This window comes from Paenibacillus sp. FSL E2-0177, from assembly GCF_037992975.1.
Lineage (GTDB): Bacteria > Bacillota > Bacilli > Paenibacillales > Paenibacillaceae > Paenibacillus_AQ > Paenibacillus_AQ odorifer.
In genome coordinates, this window is the sequence record NZ_CP150307.1 from 1,814,011 (window position 1) to 1,832,101 (window position 18,091).

Below are 18,091 nucleotides of genomic sequence, written 5' to 3' on the forward strand. Positions count from 1 at the left end.
TAGCAGGGCATCTGCGGCTGCATCAAATCTTATGCTTAACGGAAGCTTTGAGAATACAACGACAGCCCTTGACTCAACCTGGACAGGGGTTACAGACGCTGCTCCGGTGGGCTGGAGCTTATGGGTCCCTACAGGTAGCGGGAAAGGCACGAATAAAACAGCGAATATCAAGATAGACGCTGGCACTGCGCATGAAGGAACCCGGTCCATGCTGTTCGATGCCTTTGCCACAAGCAGGATTTCCATCAATCAGGGGGTAACTTCGGTTATCCCCGGTAAATCCTACAGACTTAAAGTCTGGCTAAAGACGGACAACGTCACTGGACAGGGAGCCTACTTTAGAACACAGTATTACAATACTGCCAAAGTGGGAGATGGACCTTCCTCTCCCAAAATAACAGGCACACAGGACTGGAGTATGCAGCAAGTACTTCTAACTATGCCGGCTAACGCGACGAAGCTAGTCATCGAGCCTTTTTTGGAGACCGGAAAAGGAAAGCTATGGATAGATGATATCGCATTGGAGGAATATGCGGGTCTTACAGGAATTGCGCTAGACCGTACGGCCTTTTCTATGGTCAAAGGGGACACGGTTGCACTTCTGCCGACTTTATCCCCTATAACGGCGGTGGATAAAACGGTAGTGTGGACTTCGAGCAATCCAGAAGCTGCGACTGTGGACGCACTTGGTAATGTAATGGGTACGGGGATCGGCTCTTCGACCATCAAGATCGCCACACCGGATGGTAGCCTTGCAGCCGAATGTCTGGTTACTGTCGAAGCTCCCGACACGATACAGGCCTACAATAAACTGAGGCTGAAATGGTACGACCGATTAAGTGGTGGTCAATACGATGGGAGTGATCCTGATATAGCTGCTAGTATTAGCGCTCAGGCTGCATCGGCTGCTGTACTTTGGGAGAGTATGGATAAATCCTCCGGCCGCACCTCCTTGTGGAGTGATACCGCGAGCACTACAGATTCGCAGTTTATTACAAGCGCTTACAATCGCTTGAAGACTATGGCATTGGCCTATTCTGTGGAGGGATCGGAGCTTTACGGCAACAGCGTTTTGGCGAATGATGTTGTAAGCGCAATCAATTGGATGTATACAAACCGCTATAATCCGAGCAAAAGCGCTTATGGGAACTGGTGGGACTGGGAGATTGGCACGCCGCAGATTGTGAATGATCTTATGGTGCTCATGTATGACCATCTAACACCGCAGCAAATCAATCAGTATCTTGCGGCTATTGATGCCTTCTGTCCAGACCCCAAAGTAGGGTCGGTGCTTGGCGTTAAGGGTACGAAGATGACGGGAGCAAATCTACTAGATAAAGCGCTTGTGGTCACGGTAAGAGGCGTGATTGGCAACAACAGTGCAAAGATCATTCAGGGCCGTGATTCCATTGGCTCCGAGTATTTGTACACGACCCATGGTGACGGTGTGTATAAGGATGGTTCCCTCGTTCAGCATAATAATATTGCCTATACGGGAGGATATGGTTCGGTCTGGCTCAAAGGGACGGCGGATATGTCTTATCTGCTGACCGATTCTCCATGGCCAATAACGGACCCGAATGTTCTGAACATTTACGAATGGGTGGCTCAGACTTACGAGCCGGTGATCTACAACGGTCAATTTATGGATTCGGTAAATGGCAGAGGTATATCTAGAAAAGGAAGCGGCAGCGCAAGAGGGTTAATTGTCACCTTGCTGCGGATGGCTGAAACTGCTCCGGAGAATATTGCAGTATCCATAAAGCAAGCGGCGAAGGAATGGATTTCAGCGAATATGACATCCGGCAATTATTATGAAGGGTTGTCGCTTGCCGATATAACGATTGTGAAAAAGCTGATGAATGACGGGAAGATCAATCCAAGAGGAGCTCTCATTAAGAATCAGGTATTCGCCGGCATGGACCGGGTGGTTCATCTACGCGAAGGTTACGGCTTCGGCTTGAGTCTGTTCTCGAATCGCATCTCGGCGTTTGAGAAAGGGAACAACGAGAACCTGAAAGGATGGTATACGGGGATTGGGATGACCTATTTATACAATCAGGATCTGACCCAATACCGGAATGACTTCTGGCCTACCGTCAATTCCTACCGCTTGTCTGGCACGACAACGGATGGATCGGGGCAGGGGATGGTGCCTGTGGAATGGAAAAGTTACATGAATCCGAAAACCTGGGTGGGTGGATCGTCGCTGGAAGGCCTATACGGTGCAGCAGGTATGGATTTCTCACTCTCCCAAGTGACCGGTAGCGATTTGCAAGGCAAGAAATCCTGGTTTATGTTCGATGATGAGATTGTGGCGCTTGGTTCGGGAATTTCTAAATCAACTGCCGGCCCGCAGTCTGTTGAGACGATTATCGATAACCGGATGCTTAACGAAGTGGGTAACAACAAACTTCTAATCAACGGAGCTGTAGAACCGTCACAGTCCGGATGGTCAGCGACGTTAAAGAACGTTCAATGGGCCCATCTGGAGGGTAATGTGCCAGGTGCCGACGTGGGCTACTATTTCCCTGAAGCTCCAAGTATACTGGCGCAACGTGAAGCCAGAACCGGCAGTTGGAAAGAGATTAATGCCACTCAATCCGATGTTCCCATTACACGCAACTATTTAAGCCTGGCAGTTGAGCATGGAGATACGCCTACGAATGGCTCATACTCCTATGTTCTGTTGCCTAATCGTGACATTTCAGGTACTGAGGATTACAGTGGCAACCCGGATATCGAAGTGCTGCGCAATACAGAGGATGTGCATGCGGTCAGAGAGAAGAAGCTGGGCATAACCGCCGCTAATTTCTGGAATCCAGGAACAGTAGATTCCATCAAGGCACTCAATCCAGCTTCCGTGATGATTCGGCAGATCGATCAGGAGCTTGTCGTTTCGGTGTCTGATCCTACTCAGTCGCAAAACCTATTGTCCCTGGAACTGGATATACCGGGGTTGACACTGCTCAGCAAAGATAGCAAGACGGATGTAGTGCAAGCTTCGGGAAATACAGTTATAACGGTGGATGTGAAGAATTCTATAGGGGCAACGCATGTATTGAAATTTAATATTACTGAAGGAGAGACTCCAAAAGACGAATATGACGAGCTTCGTGGAAGATGGGTGGAGTATTTGACCGGAGGGCAATCCTTCGACCCGAATAACCCGGACATTGCCAAGTCTATAAAGACTTTATCCGATAAGATCAGTAATCAGGAGCGAACTGGATTCTGGGATACGATGAACAAGCAAATGAACCGTACTTATTTATGGAGCGATAAGCCGGGCAGCACAGCGGATGCTTTTGATACGGCAGCCTCTTATAACCGGTTGAAGGATATGGCTATTGCCTTTTCGACATCCGGCTCACCATTGTACGAGAATATGCAGTTGAAATCAGATATTCTGGATGGTTTAGATTTCTTATACGCGAATTGGTATAACGAAACTAAACTGGAGAAAGGCAATTGGTTCGAATGGGAGATCGGCATTCCGCTTGCATTGGGAGATACGATGGCCTTAATGTTCGAGTATTTGTCAGCCGATCAGATTACCAAATATACCAAAGCCATTGATAAATTCTGCCCGGACCCAACCAAACGGACTAATCAACCCTCGTTGATGGAAACCGGCGCGAATCGGCTGGATAAAGCACTGGCAGTGGTCTTGAGGGGCATTCATAATCGTGACAGTGCGAAGATCAAACAAGGGAGGGATGCGGTTAGCCAAGTATTACCCTATGTGACCCGCGGAGACGGATTTTATGAGGACGGCTCCTTTATCCAGCATAATAATATTGCTTATACCGGCAGTTATGGGGCTGTATTGCTTGGCGATATGATGAAAATGATGACTTTGCTGACAGGGTCCTCTTGGCCGCTGACTGATACCAATATGAAGAATGTATACAACTGGGTAACGGATTCTTATGAACCTCTCGTCTACAGAAAATTAATGATGGATATGGTGTTCGGTAGATCGATAGCCCGGGGAAACCGGCAGCTCGTGCCTTGGTCGCATATTTTGCGGCTGGCTTCTTCCGCGCCACCGGAGCAAGCGGCCCGATTTAAATCGATGGTGAAGTATTGGTTCGAAGCCGATACGGTAGTAGAAAGTTATTACGACGGTCTAAGAGTAGCCGATATTGTTCTGCTCCAGACGCTTATGGACGATCCAGAGGTGCAGCCATCAGGAGACCTTACTGTGCATAAGCAGTTTTCGGCTATGGACCGGATTGTCCACCATCGGCCTGGATATGCCTTTGGGATCAGCATGTCTTCGGCCCGAATTGCCAACTATGAAGCGGGCACAGAGAATCTGAAGGGCTGGTATACAGGCGAAGGCATGACCTATCTGTATAATCAGGATCTGGATCAATATGCAGATGCATTCTGGCCGACCGTGAACGCTTATCGTCTGCCTGGGGTTACATCGGATGGGGCAAGTCGCGGTGCAGCCAAGACTACATCTAAAACATGGGTGGGAGGATCATCCATAGACGGCCTATATGGAGCGGCCGGCATGGATCTGGATCCGGATAACAGCACATTGTCCGGTAAAAAGTCCTGGTTCATGTTCGATGATGAAATCGTAGCACTTGGGGCAGGCATTACAAGCACGGATAACCGCAAGGTGGAGACCATCGTAGATAACCGTAAGCTCAAGGCGAGCGGAGACAATGTACTTACGGTCAACGGAGAGGCCAAGCCATCCGCGCTGGGTTGGTCTGAGTCAATGAATCAGGTGCATTGGGCACATCTGGAAGGCAATGTTCCCGGCTCGGGAATCGGTTATTATTTCCCTGATGCCCCAACGATAGACGGTCTGCGTGAGTCTCGGACTGGCGCATGGAAGGATATTAATCAAGGGGGATCAACGGAGCCGATTACGAGAAATTATGCCAGCCTGTCGATTGCTCAAGGAACGAATCCGGTGAATCAATCGTATTCGTATGTGCTTCTGCCGAATCAGGATGAAACGGCGACAGCGCGCTACAGCAGTAGTCCTGACATCGAAATTATAGCCAACACGGATAGTGTGCAAGCCGTCAAGGAACAGAAGCTGGGACTTACGGCTATGAACTTCTGGGTACCGGGAATGATCGAATCCGTGCGCGCCAATCATCCAGCCTCCATTATTATCAAGGAGTCTGGAGATGAACTGACGATAGCCATTTCGGATCCGACACAGTCTCAATCTGTGGTGAATGTGGATGTCGGCAGAACCGCGCTGGAAGAGCTGATGAAAGATCCAACCGTAACGGTACTGCAGACCTCACCGAGGATTGAACTCGCAATTCATACCAGCGGGTCCAAAGGAAAAAGCCATGTTGTCAAGTTCAGAATTGATCCGAATGCCGAGCCTTCTGAGCCTTCCGATTCGGAACCAGACGAAGTGGCAATAACGAAGCTGTATGTTTCTGAAGATGCGTATGTCAATGGAGGATCGAAAGCTGCAGTCAATTATAGTTCGGTCAATTACTTGCAGATCAGAAATGGCAGCGGGGACACAGACAGAAGGGTTTATCTAAAATTCGATCTGAGTCCATTTCTCGGTGAAGTTGGTTCTGTGAAGCTGAATGTGTTCGGAAAGACAAATGACGGGGCAGGCACTTTGTCCGATATCGGTGTATTTGGAGTCCAAGATGATGATTGGACGGAGGCAACGCTAAATTACAATAATGCTCCAAAAATCGGTACTCAAGCTGCGCTGCAGACTTTTTCCGGACCGGAGCAGTGGCGGCAGTTCGATATTACCTCATGGGTTGGCACGGAGTTCCCTTCCGATCCGGTGATAAGTCTGGCTCTTAGGCAGGTAGGCTATAATCTCGCCACAGACATAAGAAGCCGTAAGAATGAGAATGGCAAATATGCCGCGTATCTGGAAATTTTGCCGAAAGATACAACACCTCCAGTCACGAAGGCTACCATACTTGGAGAAACAGGAGAAGGGGGCGCATATAAGGGCAAAGTCAATATCACTTTTGATGTCACCGACCAATCCAATGGGGGAGCTGTCGGCTGGGGAGTCAAGCGGACAGAATACCGGCTCAATGGTGGTGCATGGAATACGGTTACTCAGAGCGTATATATCGAGAACCCCGGAACCTTCGGGATCGATTATCGTTCGGTGGATAAGGCTGGAAATGTAGAGCCTTTCCGACAGCTTCAGGTGACAGTCATGGAGCCTACAGAAAGAGTCTCAACGGCAATTAGCGGCCCGGAAAGCCTGGCTGTCGGGGAGACCGGAACGGCGGTTACTTCGGTAGTGTACAGCGATGGCAGCCGTTATATAGTAACCGAAGGTATAGTCTATGAGAGCAGCGATCCTAACGTCGCAAGTATAGGCAAAGATGGCCATATTGAAGCTAAAGGACCGGGCGTTTCGGTTATTTCATCCGTATATGACAACATGACCGCTTCCTATTTATTAAAGGTGTATGGACAACTGCCGGAGCTCGTCTCTATTTCGTTAAGCGGTCCGACATCCTTGGAAATAGGGCAGAGCGGTAAGGTGGTCACAACGGCGGTATATAGTGATGATAGCCACCTTACGGTAACCGAGGGTGTGATCTACGAGAGCAGTAACAGGAAGGTAGCCACAGTAACGGCAACGGGGCAGCTGCAAGCACTTGATCCGGGCATGACTGTGATTACTGCAAGTTACGGAGGACGGCAGAGCAGTCTGAGGCTTCAGATTCTACAAGCGGAAGAGACTACTTCAACTGTTCCGAGTCCGCAACCACAAGTGCCTTCCGTACCGGAGGTAACGGCGGGGCGGCTGCAACTAAACGCAGCTTCGTTGAACGATCTTTCGGAAGCCATTGTCTACGAGGGTAAATTGAGAATGCTAGTATTGCCGGGGATGGCAGCAGACATGCTCAAACAGAAGCCGCTTCGGGTAGAGGCTTCTAACTTTAATGTGACCCTTCCGGCAGCGGTGCTTCAACAATTGCGGGGTTTGATTCCTGCGGAGCAATTGGCCGGCAGCCAGATCTTTCTGGAGGCTTCTGAGGTGAATGGGGAAGCGGCGCAGAGAATACTAGCTAGCGCAGAGAAGAAATCTGGTGCAGTGCTAAACCAGGCAGGAGAGTTCCTTCTCTTTAACCTGTATATTGTTGCTGGTGACGGTACAAGAAGCATACTTCCCAAATTTGTTGAGCCCGTTACATTAGAGCTTAACGCCTACCCTGAGGCCAAAAGGAATTTGCTCGGCGGCTATTATTTTCCGGATTCCGGAAATATAGAGTATGCGGGCGGTTCCTGGCTGAAGGGCAAGGTGGCTCTGCGCACCGAACACTTAGGCACATATGCCGTGCTGGAATACAACAAATCGTATGACGATGTTCCTTCTGGACATTGGGCGGCGGCGGTTGTACAAGAGCTAACGGCCAAACATCTGATTCAAGGAGTCAGACTTCGGAATTTCGAGCCGAACCGGTCAGTGACCCGTGCAGAATTTACAGCTATGCTGATCCGCTTGCTGGGACTTGAAGGGAAATCATCTACAGCATTTGCGGATGTATCTGCGGATGAGTGGTATGCGGAGGAAGTGGCGCAGGCTGTAGAGGCGGGGATAGTCCATGGGGTGAGTGAGACTCTCTTCGCTCCAGAAGCCCCTATTTCCCGCCAAGAGATGGCGGTCATGGTGATGCGAGCCTACGAATATGTCAGCGGGAAAAAGGTGGAACCGAAGCCTGTAATCCAATTCGGTGACTTGCGTGCGGCTGCCTCATGGGCCCGTGAATCGATCATTGCTGCCCAAGCCCTTGGACTTATCCAGGGTCGAAGTGACCAGCAATTCGCTCCGGGAGGCTCAGCAACTCGAGCTGAGAGCGCAATGGTTCTATACAATCTTTTAGCAATTAAGACTGAAAAGTAAGAATTTGAAGCCAGGGCTTTGGGTAGGTTCAGTAGAACCATTCCAGAGCCCTTTTGGCGTTTAGAGAAATCGGCAGATTTGGATGGGCAGAGCTTTCGTTGAGGTTTCATTTCTACTCGGTTTGTGAATAATGGAGGATTGAATAGGAAGGGAGCATTAGAGATGCAGGTATATATGGACATTGTGCTTAGGGCCTTTGTTGCTATGATCATGCTTTTGCTGATCGCCAAAATATTGGGAAAACAAACGTTATCTAACTTGACCTTCCACGATTTCGTGACGGGTATTATATTGGGCTCAATAGCCGCGAACTTGGCGTTTAATAAACAGCTGCATTCTTCCTACATGATCCTGGCGCTTATAGTCGTTACCGTTACATCTTTTTTACTATCTATCATCGCTTTAAAAAGTCGTAAAATGAGAAGCTGGATTTCAGGTTCACCCACTGTACTTATTGAGGATGGGAAAATTCTTGAGCAAAATATGAAAAAGGTAAGATATTCGTTGGATTCTTTGGATCAGGCCTTGAGAGAAAAGGAAATTTTTAATCTAGAGGTAGTAGAATACGCTGTGCTGGAAGATAACGGAATGGTGTCTGTATTAAAGAAACAAGAGTACCAATATGTTACCCGAAAAGATCTAAAGCTGTTGTCCGTTCCTCAGAGCTTTCCCGTTGAATTGATTATGGATGGAATAATGCTCGCAGATAATCTTAAGGATAATGGCCTGACCCAAGAGTGGCTGGAGAACGAGTTAAGACGTAAGGGGAAACAAATTTCTGATGTGTTTTACGGGGTAAGAGGAACGCAGCAGCAGCTGATTTTTGACTATTATGAAGACGGGATAAAGAAACCTATTGATAAAGAATAGCTTTTGTTCATATTGGAGATTGACGGATACCTAAGCAGCGTCTTATAATGTTTATATAATTATTAATTAGTTAATAAAAATATAAACGTTGAGAGGCGGTATTTAACCATGGCAGAACGTGCGATCCTTAATACTGACATTCGCAAAGGGACGATTAACAGAAATATTTACGGACATTTTTCTGAGCATCTTGGCCGTTGCATTTATGAAGGGATTTGGGTTGGAGAAGATTCAACTATTCCTAACACCAACGGTATTCGTAATGATGTCGTGAAAGCGCTTAAGGAAATTAAAATTCCTGTACTACGCTGGCCAGGTGGCTGTTTCGCGGATGAATATCACTGGAAAGATGGTATCGGAGCCCGTGAAGGTCGTAAACGTATGATTAACACTCACTGGGGCGGAACGGTTGAGAACAACCATTTTGGTACGCATGAATTCATGGAATTATGTGAGATGCTGGAATGTGAGCCTTACATTAACGGTAATGTGGGCAGTGGTACCGTTCAAGAGATGTCCGAATGGGTGGAGTATTTAACCTTTGGAGGCGTATCTCCAATGTCCGAGCTTCGCCAGCAGAATGGCCATCAAGAGCCTTGGGCTGTGACTTATTTTGGCGTGGGGAATGAGAACTGGGGCTGCGGCGGGAATATGCGTCCAGAATATTATGCAGATCTTTATCGCCAATATCAGACGTATGTACGAAATTACGGGGACAATCGTATTCACCGGATTGCTTGTGGTCCTAACGTGGATGATTATCACTGGATGGAGGTTCTGATGCGTGAGGCAACACGCTTTATGGACTCGATTACCCTGCATTATTATACAATTCCTGGTCCAGCATGGGAGAATAAAGGTGCAGCTACAGGCTTTGAAACGAGTGAATGGTTTAGTACATTAGAGAAAGCCCTTCGCATGGATGAGCTGATCACCAGACATGGCGTTATTATGGATAAATATGATCCGGATAAAAGAGTAGGTCTTATCGTAGATGAGTGGGGAACTTGGTATGATGTAGAGCCGGGGACGAATCCAGGATTCCTGTATCAACAAAATTCAATTCGGGATGCTCTTGTAGCAGGCGTGACCTTGAATATTTTCCATAAACATAGTGACCGGGTACGGATGGCAAATATTGCGCAGACGATTAACGTACTTCAGGCAGTTATATTGACCGAAGGGGAAAAGATGGTGCTGACCCCAACGTATCATGTATTCAATATGTTTAAAGTCCATCAGGATGCGGAGTTGCTGGATTTAGCACTGGAAAGTGGCACTTACAGCTTTGAAGGCCGTGAGATTCCTGAAGTATCTGCTTCGGCTTCCGTAACTGCTTCTGGAATCATCCATGTCAGTCTTTGCAACTTGAACCATGCTGCTTCTGCTGCTGTTCCACTTGAGCTTCGTGGTCTTTCCGGGAAGAAGGTTGAAGTGACAGGCACAACACTTGCCGGTGATAAAATTGATGCTCACAATACCTTCAGCCAACCGGAGGCGGTAGTGCCGCAAGCCTTCACTGCCTTCACTCTGGAGGGCGATCTTCTTAATGTTGAACTGCCTCCAATGTCAGTAACTGTGCTGGAGATTACGCCGAAGGCTTAAGGTGGTGTTACCATGTCAACAACATCAACATGCAAGGGATGCAGAGAGGATTATAAAGTTACGCCAACGCAGATTAATCGTATCTTGTCTTCTTCCATGTTTAAGCCAGAGTTTTGTGTTCCAGATGAAGTTTACGCTGAACGGGTTGCCCTTTGTGGGACTTGCCCTAAGCTGCACGAAGGGGTAACTTGCGTCGCTTGCGGCTGCATCATCCCCGTAGTAGCCAAGCTTAAGGAACGTAGTTGTCCATTGCCGGGGGGTGGCTTGTGGGGTCCCTTTATCGAAAAGAATTAAGCTAAAATAAGAGCCGCATTCGACTCTCCAATGGGAGGTGAATGCGGCTTTATTCTTGGTTATCCGTATAGAACAACTCAACGATTAGATCTTCATTATAATTTCCAAAACCTTTGCCAAAAAGAGTAATCCCGCCAATATGCTCGGCATCTTCATCTACGGAAAGCTTGAAAGACCACTGTTTGTCACGGATATTCACTTGATCAAGGGTAACTTCTGAGAGCTTCAAACCATCCATAAATGTACCTTTCGCTGTAATACGCAGCTGCTTGAGCAAGCCGTATTGGTTCGTGAGTGCTGGCCACCAGGCCGGTGTATATTTACCACGGCTATCCCCGTAGTCACCGGGACTTGTCCAGAATCCAAGCTTCACTCCGTTCAGAGTGAATGTGATATCCGAAGGCCAATTATTATTAATGGAAGGTGCTTCGGAAGCAATTTCCATGGTTATAATCAGTTCCTCAGGATGCTGGCTGGAGAGGAGGAAATTAGGGATTTTATATTCGATAAATCCTTTGCCGAACCAAAGAATCCCCGCATTCATACGCTCAAGATCCCAGAAATAGCGGGGATCATCAAAACTGCCGATCACTTTCTCAGTAGTTGCAAGACCACAGGTTGGCTCGATCAGGAAGTCGGAGTAATGTCCAACCGGAATTTCCTTGCGATAACTTTTGCGCTCATTGATCAGTCTGCCTGGGAAGGTGATTTCTGCTCCTTCAGCAGCTAGAGTACAGATCTTTTGCAGACCACTTCGACCAGGTGCCATATGCGTCTGGATCAGTCCGGCAGCTTCCAGCTTACGCACATGCATAGTCATAATGGCACTGCTCAAATTTACTGCTGCGGCCAATTCCTTAACATTCATAGGATTTTCGGCAAGCAAACGCAACATGTGCAGGCGTACTGAGCTGGCTAAAGCTTCATAGACGGGAAGGGATTCTTCCGACAGGTCAAGTTTCATAAATGGCCTCCAATTAAAATTTATGGGCTAATCGCCGATGATTAAGAAATTTATTAATAACAATATAAAAATCGACGTTTATTTCGGATGTATAGTTAATGATTATATTAGTTAAATACTTTTTTTACAATATGGGACTTTAAAAAAAGAACGGAGCCTGTGGCTCCGCTCTCTTTTCAAATCAAATCTTGCTTAATCTACGTTCGAGCTATACTCTGCCTGTACTTCATCTGACTTGAGCGCTCTGCTGTAAATCTTCAGTTCATCAATCATACCCTTAAATGGTGCATCCCAATAGTTGACGCCTAGAGCGAAAACGCCGTTCTTGTTCTTAAAGACATTCGGGAAGCCCTCACCAGAGAACTGCTCTACTCCGTTGAGGTAAACTTTTACGGTACCATTGCTGACCGTAAACGCAACATGTGTCCATGTATTTACTGGAATCTTCATGGCAGAAATAGCATCATACCAAGCTTCTCCGGACCATAACAACGTTTTACCGCCACCGTTCTGAGGAACGAAGCTAATCCAGCTATTTTTAGTGGCAGCGCCGAAGAAAGTAGTTGTTGCATCTGTAAGTTGTTCAGGATTTAGCCACATAGATACGGTGTAGGTATTGCTGTCAATTAATCCATCAGGCAAACGGATACCGGAGGTACCGTTGAATATTGCAGCTTGACCGAGGACACCGTTACCGTATGTGATATTGCCTACTGTTGGGCTATCTACTTTTGCTCCTGTAACTTCGCCTTTTCCGTTCAATTGGAAGGAGTCATCCAGGTCGCCATCAAAAGCATAATGAGCTACTTTTCCATCAGTTACATTTACTGTGTAGCTGGCTGAAACTTCGCTTCCATCAGTCGCTGTTGCAGTAATTACAGCTTGGCCACCGACAGTTAGTGCTGTTACTATTCCGCTCGCTGCGTCAACAGCCACTACGCTGGAATCGCTAGAGCTCCAAGTTAGCGCCTTATTTCCGGCATTGGTTGGAAGCAAACTTACTTGAGGGGTGAAAGTATTTCCTACAGCTACTGATTTAACAGCTTCACTGAATGAAATATTACTTACTTTAATGTTCGTATCAGGCTCACCGTTTACAAGCCAGCCCACAGCTTCCGCAGACAATGCTCTATCATACACGCGGAATTTATCAACCAAACCTTTGTATGGTGCATCCCAGTAGTTCACACCAAGAGCAAATACACCGTTTTCTGTATCAAAAATATCTGTGAATCCTTTTCCGGAGGATTTCAATATACCATTTACGTACATATTGACTGTTCCAGCATTGTAAGTGAAGGCAATATGCGTCCACTGGTTAACTGGAATTTGTAAGCCTGTATCAGCATCTAGCCAAGTATCGCTACCGAACCAGAGTCTGGTGGTTGCTCCACCGTTTCCATATGGCAGGAGACTGAACCAGTTCGTTTCGGTTTTAGCACCGAAGAATACAGGAGTAAAAGCTTTTAATTCGGATGGGTTCAGCCACATCCCTACCGAATATGCGCTACTTTGAATTAATCCGTCAGGTAGACGAACACCGGATTTACCATCAAACTTGGCTGCCTGACCGTCTTTACCAGCCTCAAAAGTGATGTCTCCATCCTCAGTGTTGTTGATCAGATTTCCGGTGACTATGCCGTCAGCTGTGCGATCCCCATTTTCTGCAAGGTCGCCATCAAAGTCAAAGGCAGCTACTAAGCCGTCTTCCAATTGCGTGCTCTTTTTTTCCATAACAACGGCGGTGAAGGTCTTAGTTACTGCGACTTCACCTAGCTTAATTGTAGCAGTCAGTTCAACTGTAGCGTTTCCAAGTCCAAGTTCAGGACGAGTAACCTTACCATTGTTAGCAATTACAGCCTCATTGGAAGAGGACCATGAAATTTCTGCTCCGCGCAAGCCTTCCGTAGGAAGGGTGATGTCATCGTATATTTTTCTTGTGTCACCAATACTCAAGCCTGCAGCAATATTGTTCAAAATCTGCTCAACGCTCATCGATTCCATCTGGCTGCCCCAGATAGTGATCCCTTGATCTGACATTGCGGTGAACGTCATAACATGCTGTTGGCGTGAGGAATCCCATTGCTTCACAAATACACCTTTGTAGAGATGTTGTACGGTGCTTCCATTTTCCGTTTCGTTAATGAGCAAATGAGCGAAGTACTCATCCTTCAATTCCCAAGTTCCGGTTAACGATCCAACGATCGTTCCGTCACTTTTTAGCTCGATATCTACTGTAGGTTTGATAATGCCTGAAACATCCTTGCCGTGGTTAACGAACTGATAAGAGCCGACAACATTATCCCGTGCTACAACCCCAATAGTTTCACCCGTGTAACGATGTACGGCAGTTACTGGCCAGCCATCTTCGTTAGTGAACATTTGATGCACACGAAGTTCATGGGTTTCACCACGGAGTGGGAAACGAGTGTGGAAGAAGTTAAATATTTTACCCGTTTCATCATCATATTGTACCGAGTTATGTCCTGAGGACACATAACCATACGTTTGGAAATTCGGGTCTGCATTTTGATTTGTAAACATGAAGTTTCCTAACAGCTTATTACCATATGGTGTGTTGTCACCATCGGTAGTTAGAACAGCATTCTGTCCTGCTGCATCCGTATAAGGGCCGTCCGGATTTGTTGAACGGAACTGCCGCATGCTGTAACCGCCTTTGGAGTCCAATCCACCGTAAGTTACATACAAGAAGTAGTAACCAGTATCCTTATCGTAAACGATATACGGACCTTCACCCGATTTGGTCATTCCGCCAGAAATATGGGTTCCGAAATAGCGGTCGATAAGACGTCCATCAGCGGTCTTTCCATCTTTGCCTGGATATTTAGGTTCTCCGGTAGCTGGATCAATCTCCAGAATGAATATACCACCTGACCATGAACCATAAGTCATCCAAAGCTTGTTGTCTTTGTCGTAGAAAATAGTTGGGTCAATTGCATTTGTATAGGTTTTGTTTTGATACAAACCACCTGCATTAAACCAATCTGGATTGACACCTTCCAGCGTTCCATTGTCGATAAGGTCCTTGATATTTGTATTGTCCCATTTCTTATTTACTTTACTGTCACTGTCATAAGCTTCATCTTTGGTGAAACCGGAATAAATTACGGTATTTCCATAAGTATAAGGCCCTTCGATATTTTGCGAAGTGGCGTAGCCAATCGCCGAACGGATATAAGTAGAAGAAGCGCTGTAATACATCATATAAGCGCCAGTTGTTCCATCAGCGTTCTTATAATCGTTATTCCAGAATACGTCCGGTGCCCAGATGGAGAATCCGCCTTTACTGTCCGAATCGTTCTCGCCAGCCCACTTAAAGGATTCTGCCAGATTCTTGGACAGATCACCAAAAATCACGTTGCCCGGTGTTGTATAACCATTAGTGAACTGTGTCCAGTTCATCAGATCATCTGATTTGGCCGCATCGATATGGGAGCCAAATACATAATAAGTTCCATTATCCACTACCACCGATGGATCATGTACCGAGACATTGGTGAGTGCTGGTGCAGTTGCTCCCGGACTAGGTGTAGCCGTTGGTGCCGGAGTAGCCGTCGGATTTGGTGTAGCTGTTGGATTTGGTGTAGCTGTCGGATTTGGTGTAGCCGTTGGGGCCGGAGTAGCTGTAACTTCCGGAGCCGAAGTAGCAACAGAACCGCCGTTAGATCCACCGGTACCAGTGGTTGCCGTAGCCGTTGGAGTTGGTGTTTCAAAATGGATTAACTGACTGTACTTGCTATCAAAGATAACCTTACCCGTGCCTTGGATGGTTAGGATATCGTTGAAACCAAGGATTAGATTCTTGATTTCTGTACCTGCCTCTACACGCAGCTTGGCTTTTTGCTTCAGTGTAACTTCAGCAATACTGCCTGCTGTCAGATGGAGTGTAGGCTCTCCCAACGCTTGAAGCTCAACGGAATCAAAGCTTCCTTTCAGCTTGAGGATGGAATCCTTAGGCAGCGTATTCTCAACAATAACCCGGCTGAAACCTGCCCCCGTTAATGCATCTTCCTCTAGTATTGCACTGGAATGTACGCGTACGTTTGGTACGGCACTTGTGCCTCTAGTAACGACTCGCAGCTTGCCGTTATGCTTATCTACTACCATTTCAGCAGCATTGGAGTCGCTTAGTACGACACTGTTTTCACCGCCACCAGAAACGAATACTTTTCCCTTAACAGTGACATTATTCAGTGTGACATCGCCCTCAGCAATACCTTCGGTAAGGTAGAGATTCCCTGAGATTGTGGAGTTTTTCAACTCTACGCCTGGGCTGCTGATAACCATATTCCGAGTGTTAATCCCCGAATAGCTTCCGCTCTTAGGCGTGATTTCTCCGCTAAGCTTCTCAATCATGCGCAGTGCTTCCGCTCTTGTTACAGCCTGAGTTCCTTTAAAGCTGCCGTCAGTGTAGCCTTGCAGATAACCTTCACCAAGTAAAGACAATACTGCTTCTTGGCTCCATTCTGGCAAATCAGCAGCATCCTTTGGTGCAGAAGTGCCAACAGATGAGTTGAGTTGGAACAGTCTAAATAACATTACTGCAGCTTCTTGCCGACTTACTTGCTGTGCGGGTCGGAAGGTGCCATCGCTGTATCCTGTTACATATCCTGCAGCGGTTGCTTTTTGGATATCTCCGTAATAAGCACCTGTCGTGGAAACATCCGTGAAGCCTATATCGGCTTTTTCCTGCAAATTAAAGACCCGATTAACCAGAGTAACCCACTCTGCACGGTTGATTTCTTGATTTGGCTTATATATTCCGTTTCCGTAACCCAGAATCAAGCCCTTATCTACCCAGGTTTGAAAATCTTTTTGTGCCCAGTGGCCGGAATAATCGGCAGTTTGTTGCTGAGTGGATAATGCGACTGCTTTGGAATCGCTTGCAGAAGCAGCAGAAATTAATGGAGCAGGCACTAATAGAGTGAGGGCAAGCAGGGAAGCGGTTAGTTTACCAGTAGTTTTTCTCAAATGTATGATCCTCCGATTCTAGTGATGTAGAGCTTGTACACGCGTATTTTTCCAATTCCTCCCTTCTTTACTGAAAAAAATGTAAAACGCTTACATAATTAGCTACTAAAAAAACGCTTTCGAATATGAAAATGGTTTTAATTTATGTATTACTAAACCATAATACGGAAAACGTTTTATAATGCTCTCATTTTAAGCATGATATCAGCAAATAGTCAAACAGAAATTTAATGATTTATGAATCTTTTTATATTTTTATAAATTATAAATTCAAAATAGAGGCAAATGATTTAACTACTGGTGATTACTGCTGAAGTGGATAAGAGTGAAATACAGTGAATGGATGACTAGGCGGGATATATCAGCAAGATAAAGAGAGGGGATAGGGCATAACAGGTGGGGGGGAGCTAAAGAAGAATAGCTAATTAGTTGTTCACCCCCGCAAAAAAACCAGTTTTGCTTAGATCATAAATGAAAAATTTACAGATAGTACAACTTGAAAATGATATCTTGATCATGGTTTCCGAATTTTTTTCCGAAAATCGTTGCTCCTCCTACGTGTTTTGCATCTTCCTTCACTTCGATCCGAAAGGTCCAACGATCACAATTCGTATCTAAATCCTCAATCGAAACCTGAGACAGCGGGTCACCGTCAATATAAGTTCCATTGTGGTTTGTAATTCTAATCGTTTTTAGCAATCCGTATTGATTGATATTGTGTGGCCACCATTCCGGTGTGAATTTACCTCTAGCATCAGCGAAGTCTCCGGGGCTCGTCCAAGTCCCTAATTCCAAGCCATTCAAAGAAAAGGTGATGTCTGAAGGCCATACGTCATTAGCAAAGGGGAATTCGGAAGAAAGCTCTAAGCTAATTTCAAATTGCTGTAAGGTTTCCTCTTTTTTTAGGAAATTAGCGATATTATATTGCACATAACCTTGCGTGAACCAGAGTATCTCTGCGTCCACTCTTTTAGAATCCATGAAATATTTAGGTTCGTCTACTCTGCCGATAAACTCCTTATCCGTAGCAAGTCCGCAAGTAGGTTTCAGATCATAATCGGTATAATGACCAATCGGCACTGATGTCTCGTAGGAGGCAAAGGAGTGAAAGATTTTTTTCGGGAAGTTAATCTCAATATGATCCACCCTAAGGATTGAGATTTTTTGCATTCCTGATTTACCAGGCACCTTTTCAGTTTTTATGAGCCCTGCATCTTCTAGTTTTTTAATGTGTTTGGTAACGATAGGACTGCTTATTTTAAGTTCTTCTGCCAAATCTTTGATGTTCATCTTATTTTTGGAGAGCAACTGAATAATTTTGATGCGTACTTCACTCGCTAAAGCTTCGTAAACAACAAGAGAGGATTTGTCGATTTCCAACTGCATTTTACCCACTTCTTTCAAAGTTATTTCATATACTGTAAAGTTTATTAATCTATATATAAAGTAACATGAAAGGTAACCGAAGTAAATATAATATC

The 18,091-nt window shown here is 46.1% G+C and carries 7 protein-coding genes; 4 read left to right on the top strand and 3 right to left on the bottom strand.

Annotation, left to right across the window (positions count from 1 at the left end):
* The first annotated feature begins 31 nt into the window (after positions 1 to 31).
* The 4 genes from MHI25_RS08045 (at position 32) to MHI25_RS08060 (ending at position 10,654) form a co-directional block, all read left to right on the top strand.
* Entirely contained in the window at positions 32 to 7,885 is a 7,854-nt protein-coding gene (locus MHI25_RS08045; protein ID WP_340395228.1) for a polysaccharide lyase family 8 super-sandwich domain-containing protein, read from the top strand.
* Positions 7,886 to 8,047: 162 nt separating this feature from the next.
* Positions 8,048 to 8,755, top strand: a complete 708-nt coding sequence (locus MHI25_RS08050) for a DUF421 domain-containing protein (RefSeq protein ID WP_076126261.1) — start codon at positions 8,048 to 8,050, stop codon at positions 8,753 to 8,755.
* Between the two features lie 108 nt (positions 8,756 to 8,863).
* A complete protein-coding gene (locus MHI25_RS08055) occupies positions 8,864 to 10,360 on the top strand; it encodes an alpha-N-arabinofuranosidase (RefSeq protein WP_076104908.1) in 1,497 nt (498 codons plus the stop codon).
* 12 nt (positions 10,361 to 10,372) lie between these two features.
* Complete coding sequence (locus MHI25_RS08060; protein WP_076100542.1) at positions 10,373 to 10,654, top strand: DUF6171 family protein; 282 nt, start codon at positions 10,373 to 10,375, stop codon at positions 10,652 to 10,654.
* Between the two features lie 49 nt (positions 10,655 to 10,703).
* Here the strand turns inward: MHI25_RS08060 and MHI25_RS08065 are convergent, their stop codons facing one another.
* From MHI25_RS08065 to MHI25_RS08075, 3 genes are all read right to left on the bottom strand, one after another.
* Complete coding sequence (locus MHI25_RS08065) at positions 10,704 to 11,618, bottom strand: ArsR family transcriptional regulator (protein WP_340395229.1); 915 nt, start codon at positions 11,616 to 11,618, stop codon at positions 10,704 to 10,706.
* Between the two features lie 192 nt (positions 11,619 to 11,810).
* Positions 11,811 to 16,610 (bottom strand): LamG-like jellyroll fold domain-containing protein, encoded by a 4,800-nt coding sequence (locus MHI25_RS08070; RefSeq protein WP_340395230.1) that lies wholly within the window; start codon positions 16,608 to 16,610, stop codon positions 11,811 to 11,813.
* Positions 16,611 to 17,090: 480 nt separating this feature from the next.
* Positions 17,091 to 17,996 carry an ArsR family transcriptional regulator gene (locus tag MHI25_RS08075; protein ID WP_076126270.1) on the bottom strand — a complete coding sequence of 302 codons (906 nt, stop codon included), beginning with the start codon at positions 17,994 to 17,996 and terminating at the stop codon, positions 17,091 to 17,093.
* Between the last annotated feature and the right edge of the window lie 95 nt (positions 17,997 to 18,091).

What these genes read in the sequence shown, in the direction of transcription:
- MHI25_RS08045 (WP_340395228.1), top strand. Translation starts at nt 32, where the DNA reads ATGCTTAACGGAAGCTTTGAGAATACAACGACAGCCCTTGACTCAACC.
- MHI25_RS08075 (WP_076126270.1), bottom strand. Translation starts at nt 17,996, where the DNA reads ATGCAGTTGGAAATCGACAAATCCTCTCTTGTTGTTTACGAAGCTTTA.
- MHI25_RS08055 (WP_076104908.1), top strand. Translation starts at nt 8,864, where the DNA reads ATGGCAGAACGTGCGATCCTTAATACTGACATTCGCAAAGGGACGATT.
- MHI25_RS08060 (WP_076100542.1), top strand. Translation starts at nt 10,373, where the DNA reads ATGTCAACAACATCAACATGCAAGGGATGCAGAGAGGATTATAAAGTT.
- MHI25_RS08065 (WP_340395229.1), bottom strand. Translation starts at nt 11,618, where the DNA reads ATGAAACTTGACCTGTCGGAAGAATCCCTTCCCGTCTATGAAGCTTTA.
- MHI25_RS08050 (WP_076126261.1), top strand. Translation starts at nt 8,048, where the DNA reads ATGCAGGTATATATGGACATTGTGCTTAGGGCCTTTGTTGCTATGATC.